19 protein-coding genes are annotated in these 15517 nt (G+C 33.5%); 10 read left to right on the top strand and 9 right to left on the bottom strand.

From position 1 onward, the window contains the following. Window positions 1–20: 20 nt before the first annotated feature. The 5 genes from HGK31_RS12320 (at window position 21) to HGK31_RS12300 (ending at window position 3096) form a co-directional block, all read left to right on the top strand. Complete coding sequence (locus HGK31_RS12320) at window positions 21–527, top strand: DUF4920 domain-containing protein (RefSeq protein ID WP_191860339.1); 507 nt, start codon at window positions 21–23, stop codon at window positions 525–527. Further along, entirely contained in the window at window positions 528–971 is a 444-nt protein-coding gene (locus HGK31_RS12315; RefSeq protein ID WP_191860337.1) for a hypothetical protein, read from the top strand. 1 nt (window position 972) lies between these two features. Beyond that, window positions 973–1647, top strand: coding sequence for a tRNA (5-methylaminomethyl-2-thiouridine)(34)-methyltransferase MnmD (gene mnmD / locus HGK31_RS12310; protein WP_191860335.1), 675 nt, complete (start codon window positions 973–975; stop codon window positions 1645–1647). Between the two features lie 170 nt (window positions 1648–1817). Next, window positions 1818–2726, top strand: a complete 909-nt coding sequence (locus HGK31_RS12305; RefSeq protein WP_191860333.1) for a TIGR01777 family oxidoreductase — start codon at window positions 1818–1820, stop codon at window positions 2724–2726. 178 nt (window positions 2727–2904) lie between these two features. Next, the gene (locus HGK31_RS12300; RefSeq protein ID WP_191860331.1) at window positions 2905–3096 is read left to right on the top strand and encodes a hypothetical protein; all 192 of its coding nucleotides are present in this window, start codon (window positions 2905–2907) and stop codon (window positions 3094–3096) included. Here HGK31_RS12300 and HGK31_RS12295 read toward each other — a convergent pair whose 3' ends face one another. The 7 genes from HGK31_RS12295 to HGK31_RS12265 all read right to left on the bottom strand — a co-directional run bounded on the left by HGK31_RS12295 (window position 3097) and on the right by HGK31_RS12265 (window position 8971). After that, the gene (locus HGK31_RS12295; protein ID WP_191860329.1) at window positions 3097–4011 is read right to left on the bottom strand and encodes a competence protein CoiA; all 915 of its coding nucleotides are present in this window, start codon (window positions 4009–4011) and stop codon (window positions 3097–3099) included. 230 nt (window positions 4012–4241) lie between these two features. Further along, window positions 4242–4592, bottom strand: coding sequence for a hypothetical protein (locus tag HGK31_RS12290; RefSeq protein ID WP_191860328.1), 351 nt, complete (start codon window positions 4590–4592; stop codon window positions 4242–4244). Between the two features lie 2 nt (window positions 4593–4594). Next, window positions 4595–5131, bottom strand: a complete 537-nt coding sequence (locus HGK31_RS12285; RefSeq protein WP_191860326.1) for a hypothetical protein — start codon at window positions 5129–5131, stop codon at window positions 4595–4597. A 249-nt stretch (window positions 5132–5380) separates the two neighbouring features. Next, a complete protein-coding gene (locus tag HGK31_RS12280; protein ID WP_191860324.1) occupies window positions 5381–5734 on the bottom strand; it encodes a DoxX family protein in 354 nt (117 codons plus the stop codon). Beyond that, window positions 5727–6710: a hypothetical protein gene (locus HGK31_RS12275; protein WP_233451116.1), complete on the bottom strand. Its 984-nt coding sequence runs from the start codon at window positions 6708–6710 to the stop codon at window positions 5727–5729. The genes HGK31_RS12280 and HGK31_RS12275 overlap by 8 nt, the downstream gene beginning before the upstream one ends. A gap of 1 nt (window position 6711) precedes the next feature. Further along, entirely contained in the window at window positions 6712–8505 is a 1794-nt protein-coding gene (locus tag HGK31_RS12270; protein WP_191860322.1) for a DUF885 domain-containing protein, read from the bottom strand. 118 nt (window positions 8506–8623) lie between these two features. Beyond that, window positions 8624–8971 carry a DUF6249 domain-containing protein gene (locus tag HGK31_RS12265; protein WP_104736224.1) on the bottom strand — a complete coding sequence of 116 codons (348 nt, stop codon included), beginning with the start codon at window positions 8969–8971 and terminating at the stop codon, window positions 8624–8626. Window positions 8972–9133: 162 nt separating this feature from the next. Here HGK31_RS12265 and HGK31_RS12260 point away from each other — a divergent pair, with 162 nt between their 5' ends. From HGK31_RS12260 to HGK31_RS12250, 3 genes are all read left to right on the top strand, one after another. Next, entirely contained in the window at window positions 9134–9724 is a 591-nt protein-coding gene (locus HGK31_RS12260; RefSeq protein WP_191860444.1) for an RNA polymerase sigma factor, read from the top strand. Continuing rightward, complete coding sequence (locus HGK31_RS12255) at window positions 9705–10118, top strand: hypothetical protein (RefSeq protein ID WP_191860320.1); 414 nt, start codon at window positions 9705–9707, stop codon at window positions 10116–10118. The genes HGK31_RS12260 and HGK31_RS12255 overlap by 20 nt, the downstream gene beginning before the upstream one ends. A gap of 160 nt (window positions 10119–10278) precedes the next feature. Beyond that, the gene (locus HGK31_RS12250; protein WP_191860318.1) at window positions 10279–11286 is read left to right on the top strand and encodes a hypothetical protein; all 1008 of its coding nucleotides are present in this window, start codon (window positions 10279–10281) and stop codon (window positions 11284–11286) included. 91 nt (window positions 11287–11377) lie between these two features. Here the strand turns inward: HGK31_RS12250 and HGK31_RS12245 are convergent, their stop codons facing one another. After that, window positions 11378–12619 carry a DEAD/DEAH box helicase gene (locus HGK31_RS12245; RefSeq protein ID WP_191860316.1) on the bottom strand — a complete coding sequence of 414 codons (1242 nt, stop codon included), beginning with the start codon at window positions 12617–12619 and terminating at the stop codon, window positions 11378–11380. Between the two features lie 117 nt (window positions 12620–12736). Next, entirely contained in the window at window positions 12737–13396 is a 660-nt protein-coding gene (locus tag HGK31_RS12240; protein ID WP_191860314.1) for a YceI family protein, read from the bottom strand. Between the two features lie 158 nt (window positions 13397–13554). On the opposite strand from HGK31_RS12240, the gene HGK31_RS12235 reads away from it, so the two are divergent. Then, complete coding sequence (locus tag HGK31_RS12235) at window positions 13555–14082, top strand: nucleotide exchange factor GrpE (RefSeq protein WP_191860312.1); 528 nt, start codon at window positions 13555–13557, stop codon at window positions 14080–14082. A 4-nt stretch (window positions 14083–14086) separates the two neighbouring features. Next, window positions 14087–15217, top strand: coding sequence for a molecular chaperone DnaJ (gene dnaJ, locus HGK31_RS12230; RefSeq protein ID WP_191860311.1), 1131 nt, complete (start codon window positions 14087–14089; stop codon window positions 15215–15217). The last annotated feature ends 300 nt before the right edge of the window (window positions 15218–15517 follow it).

Genomic DNA, 15517 nt, shown 5'->3' with positions numbered 1-15517 from the left:
TTTTAAATCAAAATATTATCATGAAGAATATATTGTCTTTGTTATTGTTAGTGTTCATAGTAGTTTCTTGTAAAAATGAAACAAAAACCACTGAAGTTACTGAAACTGAAAACGCAGAAGTTGCTTATGCATCTTTTGGAGATAAAATAGAGTCAGACAACGCTATAAAGGCTACGGAAATGGCTGAACGTTTTCAATCTATGCAGGTTGGAGATAGTGTTTCAACAAAAATAGTGGGAAAGGTTAATGAGGTTTGTCAGGCTAAAGGTTGTTGGATGCGTGTAGATTTAGGTAATGATGAAGAAGTAATGGTGAAGTTTAAAGATTATGGATTCTTTATGCCAAAAAATATTGCGGGAAAGGAAGTTATTATGAACGGACATGCTTATGTGTCTGAAGTTTCAGTAGATGAGCAACGTCACTATGCAGAAGATGCTGGAAAATCTGAAGAAGAGATTGCTGCTATTACCGAACCAAAACGTACCTATTCTTTTATGGCAGATGGTGTGCTATTGATTGAAGAATAAATGAAACAACTTATAGCCATATTATGTCTTCTGGTTGTTGTTTTTAGTTGTCAAAATAAGGCAGAAGAGCCTATAGAGACTTCTGAAAGTGCCAAGATTGTTTATGATATGTATGAGCCATCTGAAATGGCCAATCTCATGAATCAGATGTATGCGCACAACCTCAAGGTTAAGCAAGATATTCTAGATGGCAAAACACCAACCGAATTCCCAATGGATTTTATGAAAATCCATACAGCTGAATTGTCAGATTTTAAAGACCGTAACGAAATCTTTGAGAGTTTTTCAAACGTGTTTTTAAACGCAGAACGAGAAATTTTTAATGAAGATTCTGAAGTTCCGCTTGAAGAACGCTTTAATAATGCGGTAAATGTTTGTATTTCCTGTCATCAAACAGAATGTACAGGACCCATTCCACGAATTCAAAAATTATTGATAAAATAAGGTGAAACGTAACGTTATCACCACTGCAGACGGTTCCAAAACCATTCAGATTGAAGATTGGAACGAGCAGTATCATTCTATTCATGGAGCTTACCAAGAAGCCATGCATGTATTTATTGAGCATGGATTTAAGCATGTTATTGAGACCAAAAACTATTCTCAACCTTTATCCATTTTGGAAATTGGTTTTGGGACTGGTTTAAATGCCATGCTCACTATGCATGAAGCCAAAAAAAAGCAAGTTTCAGTAAATTATATTGGTGTTGAAGCTTATCCTGTATTACTTGATGAGCTCAAGCAATTACAATACGATGTTTTATTAAAAGATGATAGTGACACTTTTTTTAAAATGCATGAGGTAGATTGGGAAAATAAGTCAATCATTACTCCTAACTTTACATTAACCAAACGGCAACAATTTTTTCAGGATATAACTGATGAGGATACTTATAACCTCATTTATTTTGATGCATTTGGCGCACGTGTTCAACCAGATTTATGGACAGAGTCCATTTTTAAAATCATGTTTAAGGCTTTAAAACCTCAAGGTGTGTTGGTTACCTATTCAGCAAAAGGCAGTGTGAGACGTGCTATGCAGGCTGTTGGCTTTGAAGTAGAACGATTGCCTGGGCCTCCTGGTAAGAGAGAAATGTTAAGAGCGAAAAAAGGTTTTTGACATTCGGCGAGCCTATGAGCCAAATGTTCCCTTCAACAAAGCATTCGGTAAGTTTGCGAGTCAAAGATTACAGGCTATAAAACGGTGTTAAGAATAGTTAAATCTGTTAAACCTTAATTAAACTCAACATTATTGGATGTAGCAATCCGTATCTTTACAAAAAATTGTAAATGAAGATTTTAATTACTGGGGCTACAGGTTTAATTGGTCAAGCTATTGTAAAACAGTGTTTGGCTCAAGATTTTACCGTTTATTATTTAACCACTTCGAAATCTAAAATTGAAAACCTTCCCAATTACAAAGGGTTCTACTGGAATCCTAGAGAACAGTTTATAGATAGCGCTTGTTTAGAGGGTGTGGAAACCATTATTAATTTGGCAGGAGCAAGTATTGCAAAGCGTTGGACATCAGATTATAAGGAAACTATCATTAGCAGTCGTGTTAATACCTTGAAGCTACTATATAAAGCGTTATCAGAAAACAAACACAATATCAAGCATTTGATTTCTGCCAGTGCTATTGGTGGCTACCCAGATTCCTTGACCAATTATTATGAAGAGTCATTTTCTGAATATTCCAATAGTTTTTTAGGCGACGTTGTCAAAAAATGGGAAGCTGAAGCGGATACTTTTAGCGTATTAGGACTAACTGTTTCTAAAATTAGAATAGGCTTGGTTTTGGATGACAAAGAAGGAGCTTTACCTCAAATAGTCAAACCCACAAAATTTGGTTTTGGAGCTGCTTTTGGTAGTGGCGATCAGTGGCAATCATGGATTCATGTTGATGATTTGGCCGGCATATTTCTGCACATGGCAACACATCATTTAGAAGGTGTGTTTAATGGAGTCGCACCTAACCCAGTGAGTAATACGGAACTGACCAAAGCCGTAGCAAACACAGTTAAGCGACCACTTATTTTACCTAACATTCCAAAATTTATGATGAAATTAATTTTGGGTGAGATGCATATACTACTATTTGAAAGCCAACGCGTGAGCTCTAAAAAAATTGAAAACACGGGTTTTGAGTTTCAATATGTGAACCTAAAACCAGCTTTGGAAGATTTGTTGATTAGTTGATGATGGAAGACGGAAGACTGTTGATTTGGTTATTTGTTTATATGGTTTAGTGTTGAATAGTCAAAAGTTTGGAACAGCCAATCACAACTCTTGAATGGTTAATCAAAAGTCTAGAATAGGCAATCAAAACTCTGGAACGATCAATCAAAACTTTAGAACGCTTAATTAAAACTCTGGAATGCTCAATCAAAAGTCTGGAACGACCAATCAAAAGTGGAACATGGTTAATCAAAAGTGGAACATGGTCAATCAAAAGTGGAACATGGTCAATCAAAGGTGGAACATGCTTAATCAAAAGTGGAACATGGTCAATAATAACTTTGAAATGAGTGGCAACAATGAACTACATACATCATCTAACAGTTTTTGATTAAGTATATTTCAAATATTTGTTAATGAAGTCTGAACGTTTAATAATTCTATTTTCTTGATACCAATATATTAAATCAGATTCTAAACCATTCAAGCTATCTATAAAAACTGGAAAAGACATATTATCAATGAAACTTCTCCAATATAATTTGTTTAGTTTAACCTGCGAGTAATTATCCCTTTTTACATTTTTAAAAGAAATATTGAAATCTGAAAACATTTTATGATAGGCATTATAATCATACAGTTCATTGCAGGTTTTTTGAAAGAGATAAGATAGTTCAGAATCTATTTCAAAAAAGTCTTTATCAGTATCAAATTCATATTCAAAATAATTGCCATTATTTTCTCGATAGTTAATTAAATTTTTATCATTCTTTAAACCTAATAGTAATTCATTTCTGAATAAGGTTACTTTAAATTCGTCCATGTCATATTGGGAAACTAATGGACTATAAGCTGGTATTGAAAACGATAAGGAGAATTGTTTTTTGTTAAACTTATAAGTTATTCTTGATTTTCTTGCTAATTTCTCTCCATTCAAAATCCAAATCATATTGTTTTCCCCATAAAATTTTTCTCTTTCTTCAATTTCGGAGATCTTTATTGGTGAGTTCTGAATTTCAATAACTAAACTATTTTTAAGTTTTAAATCAGCGCGATGGGTTTTACCATTTTTTGATATAGAAACTTCTCTATATTGAATTGGAAATAAATTTTGCCAGTTTAAATGCCATTCGGTTATTGGTTCATACCAACTGTCACATTCATTTTTTGTTTTATGACTCCAATGTTTTATTTTGAATGGACCTTTTTTTCCTATTACAATAGAATCACAATCTGGACATTTTGCTCTTTCCCCTGAAAAAGAAACTTCTATTTTGTCATTCTTTTCATTGTATGCATATCTCATTCTATCTGTTCAATTTACATAGAGCGTTCTGTGTATGAAACGTAGCGTGTTAAAGTTAAAATAATTTTGGGTTGGGCAATGAGCCGAATTTTTAATTTCTATGTTTACCTTTAATTTACTAAATATAGCCAAATTAAAAATTTGGCGGACTTGCATATGCCGAAACTTCGATTAGTCAACTGCCCAGCTATGAGCTATACGTCTTAAGTTTGCAAATGTTATTCTTTTTCTTAATGCCAATCATAAAAACAAAATCTACATTGTTTGGCATTAGGTGTGCGAGCAATTTTTTTACACTTTGGGCATAAATTCAGATTTAGTTCATTTTTATGCTCTTTATAAATTCGGGTTGCAGAATTTACTTTAAATTCTTCAAATCCATTTTCTAATAGTTTTAAAACATTTTTATCAGTTGATATATGTCTATCTCTTAATTCGATTAATTTTGGATGCAAATTTTCTCGATTTCCCCATTTGAGCATTCCAATGTTATGGTTTCTTGCTTTTTTCTCAAGTTCTGTATTAAATTCAGAACAATATTGATGGATATAATCAATCAATGCTGGATAGATTTCGTCCATTTTTATTCTTTTTTATTTTCAACAATCTTAAATTCTTTGTAGAAATTTTCAAAATCAGAAAGATTTTTATCAAAAGTATCAAGTGTACAAACTAATTGTATTCTATAGCAGATTCCATTTTTGTAAATCAAATACTTTTTTGATTTATGGTCAAAACTTGGAACTTTTGAGGTAGTCATAACTTCTCTTGAAAATTCAGAATCCTCTTGTGAAATATCCGTTTTTAAGAGAAATGGTTGCCATTTTTGCTTTTCGTGATTTATTAGTTCTTTTATGTTCTTAATATCACTATTTTTATGAGCGTATATTTCGATAGAATTCTGAACCTCATTTTCTTTTGATTCAGAAATAACTTTAGGAAGAGTCCAATTCACAATAGAGAATTTCTGAATAGTGTCATTTTTAATTTCACTAACTAAATTCCAATCTGTTGGTATTTTTACTTGATATAAATATGTTACATTCTCATAAATCGATTGAGCGTAGGATTGAAAATTTATAGTTAAAGCGATTAGAAAAGTCAAAAGTAATTTGTTCATTAACTTTATGGGTTTAAATTGTTGCCAACAATTGGATAAACGCCATTGCGTTTATACTTCTAAAAATAATTAAAAATCTTACAAATCGAGTAGGTATTATGATTAATTGTGAGTGGGTTGGTAGTTTGTGTAAGTGATTTTAGATGCTGAATCAAGTTCAGCATGACAAGTACAACGTCCGTTTAGCATGACATTTCGACAAGCTCAATGCAGGCAAATTCAATATAAGTTTAGTTTTTTAAAACCAAATCATAAATACCCATAAGCCCAATACATCAAAACAAATTGTAGTGGTATGCGGAATATTAAAAGCCATTTAGGAATACCTGCACTGGCTTTTTTACCTGATAGCATATAGAAGTGGACTAATAAGAATACGGTGAGCATCAACATAATGCCGTAAATAGCCCAAGCCCTTGTTTCTTTAAATAGCAGTGCGGCACCCAGCATGATTTCGGCCAAACCGCTTAAAAGTACCAAGGTTTTGTGGTTGGGTAAATACCGTGGCATGATGCGCATATACATTTCGGGTTTGATAAAATGCATGATACCTGCCACTATATACAGTGCTGCCATGGCATATAGGTGCCAGGGGTTATTCATCTTTATAAACCTTGTAGGTGATACCAATGCCGTAATTGGTGAGTCCGGTTTTAAGCAAACTGGAGTCCATACTGCCGGGTTTAAACTGTACCCAGTCGTTGCCATTTATAAACACGCGTTTTATAAAGGTGTTGTGGGTTTTTATTTCGCTGGTAAATGGTAACAAGGGTCTGAAATTGGTAGGTATTTTTACAATGCCACCATCCCGACCTTTTAGTTCCTTGTATTTTTTGTTGGGCAACAGTTTGCCGGCTTTATCGGTGTAACCCAATACCTGTAAGGATACAAAGAATCCGTTTTCGGGGTAGATGATGTTGTAGTCGCTAACATCCAAATCATAGGAATCGCCCTTTTTTTCGGTGGCTCTAAATACGATATTCTCATACACCAATACGTCACCAGGTTTACCGTTGTCATTTTTATAAAACTTGACTTTAAACAGGGTTGAAAACGGTTTTTTGTCGGCGTTTTTCTTTTTACGCTGTTCCCAATCACGAGATTCCAAGGTAATGGGGAAATGGATGGTGCTTAATTTTTTAAGCTTGTCATTGGGGTTGGAAAAATAGACTGCAATCTCCGATTCTATGGTTGGTAGCCAGCAATGGTAATAATCATCGTCCAGATAGGGTTCTAAAGTTTCTTCCTTGAACTTGCGGTTGTTGGCTATGAGTACAATTTCATCTAACTGACTGATTTCTTCTTCTAGTAAAATAGTTTTTTGAAGTTTTGAAGTTGGTATTGTTGCGCTTTTATAACTCAATGCAGAAATATATAAGGTATCAACATCTGGGTAGAGTTTCTTGGTAAAAATAAAGGCGCCTTCATCATCGGCGAAAATACCTTGGCCGTCACCAAATGAAATAGTGGCATAGGAGATAGGTGTTTTTGACTGACTATCTTGAATGGTTGTTTTTTGCGAAAAACCAAACCACGATGCAATCATAAAAGTAAATAAGCAACTTTTTTTTAAATTCATATTATTTGTTTGCTGAAATCCAAGCGTTTATTTTATCTTCTAATAAAGCTAAAGGCACACAACCAGGCTCTAAAACTTCATTATGGAACTCACTAATATCAAAGTTTGTGCCTAACTCCCTTTCAGCCTTTGCGCGAAGTTCTTTAATTTTTAACTGACCAATTTTATAGGATAGTGCTTGTCCTGGCATAGCCATATAGCGTTCAATTTCTGAAGTGATGCTGGCTTCGCTTTCAGCTTCATGATCTAAAGAATATTGAATAGCTTCTTCTCGTGTCCAGCCTTTAGAATGTAAACCAGTGTCAACCACTAATCTTATGGCTCTATGCATTTCCATGCCTAGCATACCAAAATACTGGTATGGGTCTGTGTATAAACCTAATTCTTTACCCAAAGATTCTGAATATAAGGCCCAACCTTCACCGTAGGCACTGTACCATAAGGTTTTTCTGAATTGAGGCAAATTGGTGTCTTCTTGTTGTAATGAAATTTGATAATGATGTCCAGGAATGGCTTCATGTAAAAATAAAGCTTCATCACTAAATATATTGTAAGCAGTTACATCTGGAATAGGCACATAAAAAATACCTGGTCTGGTGCCATCCAAAGACCCTTGATTGTACTCGGCACTGGCCGAAGCTTCACGGAAGGCTTCTGTTCTTCTGACTTCAAATGCTGTTTTTGGTTTTACATCAAATAATTTATTGATTTGTGGTTTCATGGTTTCATGAATGGCATTGAAATTATCAATGACTTCCTGTGGATCATCAAATGGCATGAGTTCTTTATTGGTTCTAACATGATTAAAGAATGATTTTAAATCACCTTCAAAACCTACTTGCTCTTTTACTTTTTCCATTTCGGCGGAAATTCTTTCAACTTCTTTTAAGCCAAGATTATGAATCTCATCAGCAGTCATATTGGTTGTGGTAAATAGCTTTATCATGTAATTGTAATAGGCAGCACCATTTGGTGTGTCATTAATTCCAGAGGATTCCCTTCCTGCAGCCACATAATCAGTTTTTAAGAAATCATAGAGGCTTTTGTAAGCAGGAATAATTTTGTCATTCAGTTTGGCTGTGTAAGCATCTTTTAAAGTTGCTTTATCTTCGTCGCTAAAACTATCTGGCATATTATTGATAGGTGAGTAGAATAGGTGGTTTTCAATATCATTGGAAGCGCCTGATTCTATTTGTGGTAATACTTTAACAATTAATGATTTTGGCAATACATAACCTTCGGTAATCCCTTTTTCCATGTTGTTTTTTACGGATTGCAGCCACTCGGTATAACCATCCAAACGCTTTAACCAATTGTTATAATCTTCAACCGTTTCAAAAGGTTGCGCGCCTGCACCGCTAGCTAATTGACCCACAGAAAGATGTGGTGACCACATTTGATCTATAGGCACCAGTTCCCGGTGTTTAAAATTAAAAGCCTCCAAAGCCATATCTACTTCCCATTTTAAAATGGCTTTAGACATTTTCTGACTATCAGTTAAGGTGCTATCAGCTATATTGTTTAATTCATTTAGATATTTGGTGTAATAACTTTTAGTTTTATCAATATGCGATTTTGATAACATATTAGGGAATTGATCATTGTAGCGATTATCACCAGCATAAGTTGCATTCAATGGGTTTAGTTGCAGTCCCTCTTCATAATAACTATCTAATAGTTTGTTAAAATCTTCATTAGGCATAGTCATAGCGGTTTCGGTATTTTCTTCAGTTTTTTCGTCCTTACAGGATGCTAAAACAATAACAAGGCAAAAAATGGATAAAAAGGTTCTCATAGAATTTAAAAATCAAAATTTGAAAGCTAAAGATACATATTCTTAAATTGAATTTGTAAATAAAAAAAGCCACAATCCTTCAGATTGTAGCTTTAATCAAGTGTTTAATTGTAATTGGTTATTCTTTATCTAAATTTTTGGTCATGTTAAAGCCTAAAAACAGACCAGCACCAGCTGTAAAGAAAATAGTTGCAGGGTAAATAGCCTCATTATCAAGCGTTGTGTAATTGTCTAGTAATGATGCTATAAAAGTCCCTAAACCTATACCCATTAATAGCAAGGCAAGATTTAGAATTAAGACTTTCCAAATTGGTGCGGTTTGTTGCTTGCCCTTCATAAAAATACTCGCATCGGCTCCTTTTTCTATTAAGGCTAAACGTTCTTTGTTTCTAGTTGAAAAATACAAGTAAAATACGCCGAATACAGCTCCGAAAATAACTGGTATGATAACTAATTCTGATCCCATAAGTGTTTGTTTTTAACCTGTTTGCTCACAGGCAGATTGATAAATGATTATATTTGTTTCATAGCTTATGACGACAGCTTATTAATTATGGTTACAACTTTTTCAAACTTTTTTTCAATTTTATCTGTAACCGCAGAAAGTATTACGTCGTCTAAAACTCAAATGACCACCAACAACGAACAAACTATAATCAATGAAGTTATAGCAGGTAATACCAATGCCTTTGCTAGTTTGGTTGATAATTATAAGGACTTGGTGTTTACATTGGCATTGCGCATGTTAAAGAATAGAGAAGAGGCTGAAGAGGTTTCTCAAGACGCTTTTATAAAAATTTTTAAGTCCTTAAATAAGTTTAAAGGTGACTCAAAATTTTCAACATGGGTATATCGGGTGACATATAATACTTGTTTAGATAGAATAAAGAAGAATAAGCGAAGCCAAGCACACGTTCCTATTGATGAATTTACAGAACATCACATAAAAACTATAGAAAATGCATTGGATATAATGGAACATGAAGAGAAGAAGCTGGCTATCCAAAAATGTTTACAATTATTGCCAAGTGAAGATAGTTTTTTAATGACATTATATTATTTTGAAGAACAATCTTTGGATGAAATTTCAAAAGTAACAGGTCTTACAGCCAATAATGTTAAAGTGAAATTATTTAGAAGTCGAAAAAAGTTGGCTGTCATTTTTAGTCAGCAGTTGGAACCAGAAATTATTGAATCGTATGGAAAAGCATTTAGATAAAAAACTAGAGAAATTATCAGATAAGATGATGCAAGAAAGTGGTTTAGAAAAACCATCTTTCAATTTTACTAATGCTGTAATGGAACGTGTAGAGAAAGTTTCTGCAAATCAAATTACAGAATATAAACCATTGATTTCAAAACAAGCTTGGTTTGTAATTGCTGTTGCTCTTTTACCAATTGCCTATATTATTGTTAATAATTCCAGTTCTTCTAACAGCAATTGGTTTGATGTAATTGACTTCAATAGCTTATTTAATTATCAATTTATAGATAATATGTTTTCAGTAACTGTTTCTAAAACGGTACTGTACACTATTGTGCTTTTTGGATTGATGCTTTGTGTACAAATCCCAATATTAAAGAACCATTTTGATAAGCGATTTGAGGTTTAATGGTAATTAATTTTTATCGTTTTCCTCTTTGTTTACAGTGCTTTTCTCGTTGTTTTAAAAAATAATCACCCTTTTTTAAAACCCTCAAGCCATTTTCTTCGTAAGTGTTTGCAATGGTATTTATTACCAGATTAATTATTAATCCTAAAAACCAAACATTATGAAAAAATTAATTTTATTCACGTGTGCCCTTACGCTATGTTTTGTAACTAGTTGCGAAACAGAATCAATAGATTCAGTAAACCAAGAACCTACTAATGCTTCAAACTTAAGAAAAGGTGTAAAAACAGGAAATTCAGTTTATGTTTCTTCAAATACATCAGGAATATTAGGTATTTATAATATTGAAAATGGATCATCAAGAATGATTGGTCTCCCATATGCAGATGCTGATGGTGTTGTATATGATGGAAGCCGCGATGCTATTTATCATGTAAACAGAAGCGATTCTAAATTGGTTGCTTTATCAAATATTAGTAATACCATGGGTGGTGATATGGCTATGCCAACTGCCATGGGACCCTCTACATTTACCAATGGTCGTGAGGCTACATTTTATAATAATAAAGTGGTAGTGGTTGATGATGTAACACCTGGTAAGTTAATAAGCTATCATGTAAATACGAGACAGATAAATGATTTTAGACAGTATAATGTTGGATTTGAAGTTTGGGGAATTCAAGCTACAGGTAAAGATCTTTGGGCAATTGAAGATGTAAGCAATATTTTGGCATATTTTGAAAACTTCCATAATGCGCCTAGTGGAGATCTACCTGCTACAAGTGAAGTAGCCATTGAAGGTTTGGTTCGTACACATGGTTTAAATTATGATGAAGCTTCAGATATTATGGTTTTGACTGATATCGGTTCAGCTGGTTCTCCAGATGATGGTGCGCTAGTAGTTATTACCGATTTTAAAAACAAGTTTATGCAAGCTGGTGATGGTGGAACTATAAGTTTATCAGACCAGATAAGAATAGAAGGCGATTTAACGCAATTAGGTAATCCTGTTGATGTTGTTGTGCGTGCTCAAGAGGGAGCTATTTACGTAGCAGAACGCGCACAACAAAAATTCTTGGTATTTGATATACCATCAGATAATTGTAACTGTGAGCCAACTCATAGTCATGATTTTCCTGGTGCAAGTGCTATAACAACAGATTTTTAGTGAGCTATTAATCAAAAACCGTTACGTTAGGGCGTAACAACACTAAACGTGAGAACCTTTTGGTATTTAAAAAGCCAAAAGGTTTTCTTTTTTAATACCAGCGTCTTTTTTTCTTTTTTGAGGCTTTACTTTTTCTACCCTTTTTGTGTTTACTACCAGTTTGTTTGGACTTGTGAACAATAGCTTTAGCTTGAGGATCTAATGGATACGGGTGGTTTTCTTCAACAGGAATTTCTTTTTGAATGAGTTGCTGTATTGTTTTTACATATGCTTTTTCATCTGCAGAGCACATTGAGTAAGCCATACCACTATTACCAGCTCGACCAGTTCTGCCAATTCTGTGTACATAGGTTTCTGAAATGTTAGGTAAATCAAAGTTAATCACGGCATCCAAATCGTCAATATCAATACCTCTTGCTGCAACATCAGTAGCAATGAGAATATTGACCATATTGTTTTTGAACTTTTTTAAAGCAGTTTGTCTATCAGTTTGCGATTTATCACCATGCAACGTTTCTACATTATAACCGTTTTTGGTTAAGGTTTTTTCTAGTTTGTCAACCCCAAATTTTGTACGTCTAAAAATTAATATGCTGCCTTTAATCTCATTTCGAAGTAAGTGCAAACACAATTCCATTTTATTGCGTTTCGGGACATAATATAAAACCTGATTGATAGTTTTTGCAGCTAAAGATGTATTAGCAACTTCTATACGTTTAGGGTTTTTTAAAATAGTATTGGCTAATTGTTCAACCTTAAACGGTATGGTAGCCGAGAATAAAAGGGTTTGTTTGTTATTTGGACATGATTGTTCAATGGTTTTTACATCATCAATAAAACCCATATCAAGCATCAAATCAGCTTCATCTATAACTAGTATTTCAACATTTTCTAAATTAACAATATCCTGTTTTTGTAAATCAATTAACCTGCCTGGTGTTGCTACCAATATATCAACCCCTTTTGTTAGCACATCAATTTGTGGTTTATCTGAAATACCACCAAAAATTACAGTTGTTCTTAAATTGGTATGTCTGGCATAGGCCTTAAAATTGTTGCCTATTTGTAAGGCTAGTTCACGTGTTGGACTAACAACTAGTGCTTTTATTGTTTTCGCACCTTTTGGAGCGTCTTGATTTTTAAATAATAGTTGCAATAATGGTAACGCAAATGCCGCAGTTTTACCTGTGCCTGTTTGTGCCGAAACAATAACATCTCGCTGCTCTAAAATTGCAGGAATGGTTTGCTTTTGAACTTCAGTTGGAACATGGTATTGTTGCTCTTCTATAGCTTTTAATAGTGGGTCAATAAGTTGTAAATTGCTAAAAGACATAGGCTGATATTTATAACAAAGGTAATTAACCTGAATGGTTTTAAATGATAAAATATAAATTGAAACAAAAAAAGCCGCTTCAACAGAAACGGCTTAATATCAATAATTAAAAATTACTTAAGATTGCTCATTGGCAACTAATGTAATTTGTAATTCAAATTCATCATTAATAAATTTATCACCTAAATCATCAAAGAATGACTTTGAACCATATTTTACATTCCATTTTGAACGGTCAATTGTAAACGTTTCGCTTGTTAAAGTTAAGGTATCACCATTTTCAGTTATGTTTACTGGGATTGTGATATTGTTTTCAGCATCTTTCATTTTTAAGTTTCCAGATAACATACCTTTACCATCCTTCATTTCAAAAGCAGTTACATTAAATGCTGACGTTGGGTATTTTTCAACATCAAAAAAGTCATCACTTTTTAAATGACCAGTTAATTTGGCATGGCTTTCTTCTTCAACAGGAATATCCGTTACAGTAATAGAACTCATATCAATTAAAAAAGTACCACTTTCAACGGCGTCACCATTCATAGTTAAAACACCACTTTCAATAGCAATTGTTCCTGTATGTGTTCCGGTTGGTTTAAAACCTTTCCACATAATAGTTGAATTATCAGCTTCTGCAATATATTTTGTAGAAACAGCCGTTGTTTCAGCAGTTTCTTCAGCAGCTGTTGTTTCAGCTTCTTTAGCTTTATCTTTACAATTTGTCAATGCTAGAGCAAATAATGCTATTCCAGCAAATTTTAAAAAACTTTTAGTCATAATAATTTTCTTTTAGTGTTAAGCAACAAAAATAAACAATTGTTGATGACATTTATATAAAAAAAACTTAAAAAATAATTGATGACATTTTGACATTTTAATAATAATGGCAGTACTTTTGCCATCATTTTTAGAGTTAAAATAATTGAAGTACCGCAATGAGTAAAAAAGATAAAAAAGAAACAGCAACATCAGAGCAGATTGATGAGCAAGTCATGGAAAAAGATGAATTGACAGCTGAAGAACAGTTGTCAGAATCCTTACAACAAGAAAAAGATAAGTTTTTACGATTGTTTGCTGAATTCGAAAATTATAAGAGACGTACTGCCAAAGAACGTATAGATTTGTTTAAAACGGCAAACGAGGAGGTCATGTTGGCTATGTTACCTGTTTTAGATGATTTTGAACGTGCCTTAAATCATATTGAAGAAGATAAAGAAGCCGAAGAATTGCGCAAAGGTGTGTTGTTGATATATCAAAAACTCATGACAACGCTTGAACAAAAAGGATTAAAGGCTATAAAAATTTCAAAAGGAGATGACTTTAATGCTGATTCACATGAAGCCATTACTCAAATACCAGCTCCAAGTGATGATTTAAAAGGCAAAATAATTGATGTGGTAGAAAAAGGATATCAATTAGGAGAAAAAATAATAAGATTTCCAAAAGTAGTTATAGGACAATAAAAGTATGGCAAAGAGAGATTATTACGACATATTAGGTATTGATAAAAATGCAAGTGCAGCAGAAATAAAAAAGGCCTACCGGAAGATGGCATTGAAATATCATCCTGATAAAAATCCAGATGATAAAGAAGCTGAAACTAAGTTTAAAGAAGCTGCCGAAGCTTACGAAGTTTTAAGTAATGCTGACAAAAAATCACGTTATGACCAATTTGGACATCAGGCTTTTGATGGTGCAGGTGGTTTTGGTGGTGGAAGTATGAACATGGATGATATTTTCAGTCAGTTTGGTGATATTTTTGGAGGAGCATTTGGCGGAGGCGGTGGATTCTCTGGTTTTGGCGGTGGATTTGGCGGTGGTGGTCAACGTCGTATGAAAGGAAGTAATCTGCGTATTCGAGTCAAATTATCATTAGAAGAAATTGCTAATGGTGTTGAGAAGAAAGTAAAGGTCAGACGTAAAGTTCAGGCATCTGGTACTACGTATAGAACGTGTCCTACTTGTAATGGCTCTGGTCAAGTAACACGAGTGACCAATACTATTTTAGGGCGTATGCAAACGGCAACTACTTGTAACACATGTGGCGGAGCAGGTCAGACTATTGATAAAAAACCAAATGATGCAGATGCTCAAGGTTTGATTGTAAAAGAGGAGACCGTTTCAATTAAAATTCCAGCTGGTGTTGTTGATGGTATGCAGTTGAAAGTCACAGGTAAAGGTAATGATGCGCTAGGAAATGGCATTTCAGGGGATTTACTTGTGGCTATTGAAGAAGAAAACCACGCAACCTTGCAGCGTGAAGGTGATAATTTACATTATGATCTATACATAAGTTTACCTGATGCTGTATTGGGAACGTCAAAAGAGATTGATACGGTAACTGGAAAGGTTCGTATTAAAATTGAAGCGGGAGTACAATCTGGTAAAATATTAAGATTACGTGGAAAAGGAATTCCTTCAATAAATGGTTATGGAAAAGGGGATTTACTAGTTCACGTAAATGTATGGACACCAAAAACTTTAAATAAGCAACAAAAAGACTTTTTTGAATCTAATAAGGAGGATGAGCATTTTGCACCTAAACCAGAAAGTTCTGACAAATCTTTTTTTGAGAAAGTAAAAGATATGTTTTCTTAAAATAAATAAAAAATCCTGCAACTCTTTGATAGACTAGGTTTTGAAAGGATTTTTAAAATTAAATCCAAATATATTTCCTTACTTTTTAGAGGTATTTAAGAAAATAATACTATATTTGATTATCACTATTCTATAATAGTGGTAATTTTTCTTTTTCATAGCAATTTTTTCCCATCCTTAAATTAATTTTTTAGGATGGGTTTTGTTTTTTTAAGCTACCCAATTAAAGCATAAATAAGTTCGGTTTACAGCTTTCATTTAATATATTTACATCAAACAAATTTCAATACTAAAATAAGT

It is taken from the genome of Hanstruepera ponticola, from assembly GCF_012931685.1.
GTDB classification, from domain to species: Bacteria; Bacteroidota; Bacteroidia; order Flavobacteriales; family Flavobacteriaceae; genus Hanstruepera; species Hanstruepera ponticola.
Note: the sequence above shows the minus strand (reverse complement) of the source record. Positions and strands in the feature narration are given on the sequence as shown.

Coding starts and splice junctions, on each gene's coding strand:
- HGK31_RS12320 (WP_191860339.1), top strand. CDS start 21: ATGAAGAATATATTGTCTTTGTTATTGTTAGTGTTCATAGTAGTTTCT.
- HGK31_RS12315 (WP_191860337.1), top strand. CDS start 528: ATGAAACAACTTATAGCCATATTATGTCTTCTGGTTGTTGTTTTTAGT.
- HGK31_RS12305 (WP_191860333.1), top strand. CDS start 1,818: ATGAAGATTTTAATTACTGGGGCTACAGGTTTAATTGGTCAAGCTATT.
- HGK31_RS12300 (WP_191860331.1), top strand. CDS start 2,905: ATGCTCAATCAAAAGTCTGGAACGACCAATCAAAAGTGGAACATGGTT.
- HGK31_RS12295 (WP_191860329.1), bottom strand. CDS start 4,011: ATGAGATATGCATACAATGAAAAGAATGACAAAATAGAAGTTTCTTTT.
- HGK31_RS12290 (WP_191860328.1), bottom strand. CDS start 4,592: ATGGACGAAATCTATCCAGCATTGATTGATTATATCCATCAATATTGT.
- HGK31_RS12285 (WP_191860326.1), bottom strand. CDS start 5,131: ATGAACAAATTACTTTTGACTTTTCTAATCGCTTTAACTATAAATTTT.
- HGK31_RS12280 (WP_191860324.1), bottom strand. CDS start 5,734: ATGAATAACCCCTGGCACCTATATGCCATGGCAGCACTGTATATAGTG.
- HGK31_RS12275 (WP_233451116.1), bottom strand. CDS start 6,710: ATGAATTTAAAAAAAAGTTGCTTATTTACTTTTATGATTGCATCGTGG.
- HGK31_RS12270 (WP_191860322.1), bottom strand. CDS start 8,505: ATGAGAACCTTTTTATCCATTTTTTGCCTTGTTATTGTTTTAGCATCC.
- HGK31_RS12265 (WP_104736224.1), bottom strand. CDS start 8,971: ATGGGATCAGAATTAGTTATCATACCAGTTATTTTCGGAGCTGTATTC.
- HGK31_RS12260 (WP_191860444.1), top strand. CDS start 9,134: ATGACCACCAACAACGAACAAACTATAATCAATGAAGTTATAGCAGGT.
- HGK31_RS12255 (WP_191860320.1), top strand. CDS start 9,705: ATGGAAAAGCATTTAGATAAAAAACTAGAGAAATTATCAGATAAGATG.
- HGK31_RS12250 (WP_191860318.1), top strand. CDS start 10,279: ATGAAAAAATTAATTTTATTCACGTGTGCCCTTACGCTATGTTTTGTA.
- HGK31_RS12245 (WP_191860316.1), bottom strand. CDS start 12,619: ATGTCTTTTAGCAATTTACAACTTATTGACCCACTATTAAAAGCTATA.
- HGK31_RS12240 (WP_191860314.1), bottom strand. CDS start 13,396: ATGACTAAAAGTTTTTTAAAATTTGCTGGAATAGCATTATTTGCTCTA.
- HGK31_RS12235 (WP_191860312.1), top strand. CDS start 13,555: ATGAGTAAAAAAGATAAAAAAGAAACAGCAACATCAGAGCAGATTGAT.
- dnaJ (WP_191860311.1), top strand. CDS start 14,087: ATGGCAAAGAGAGATTATTACGACATATTAGGTATTGATAAAAATGCA.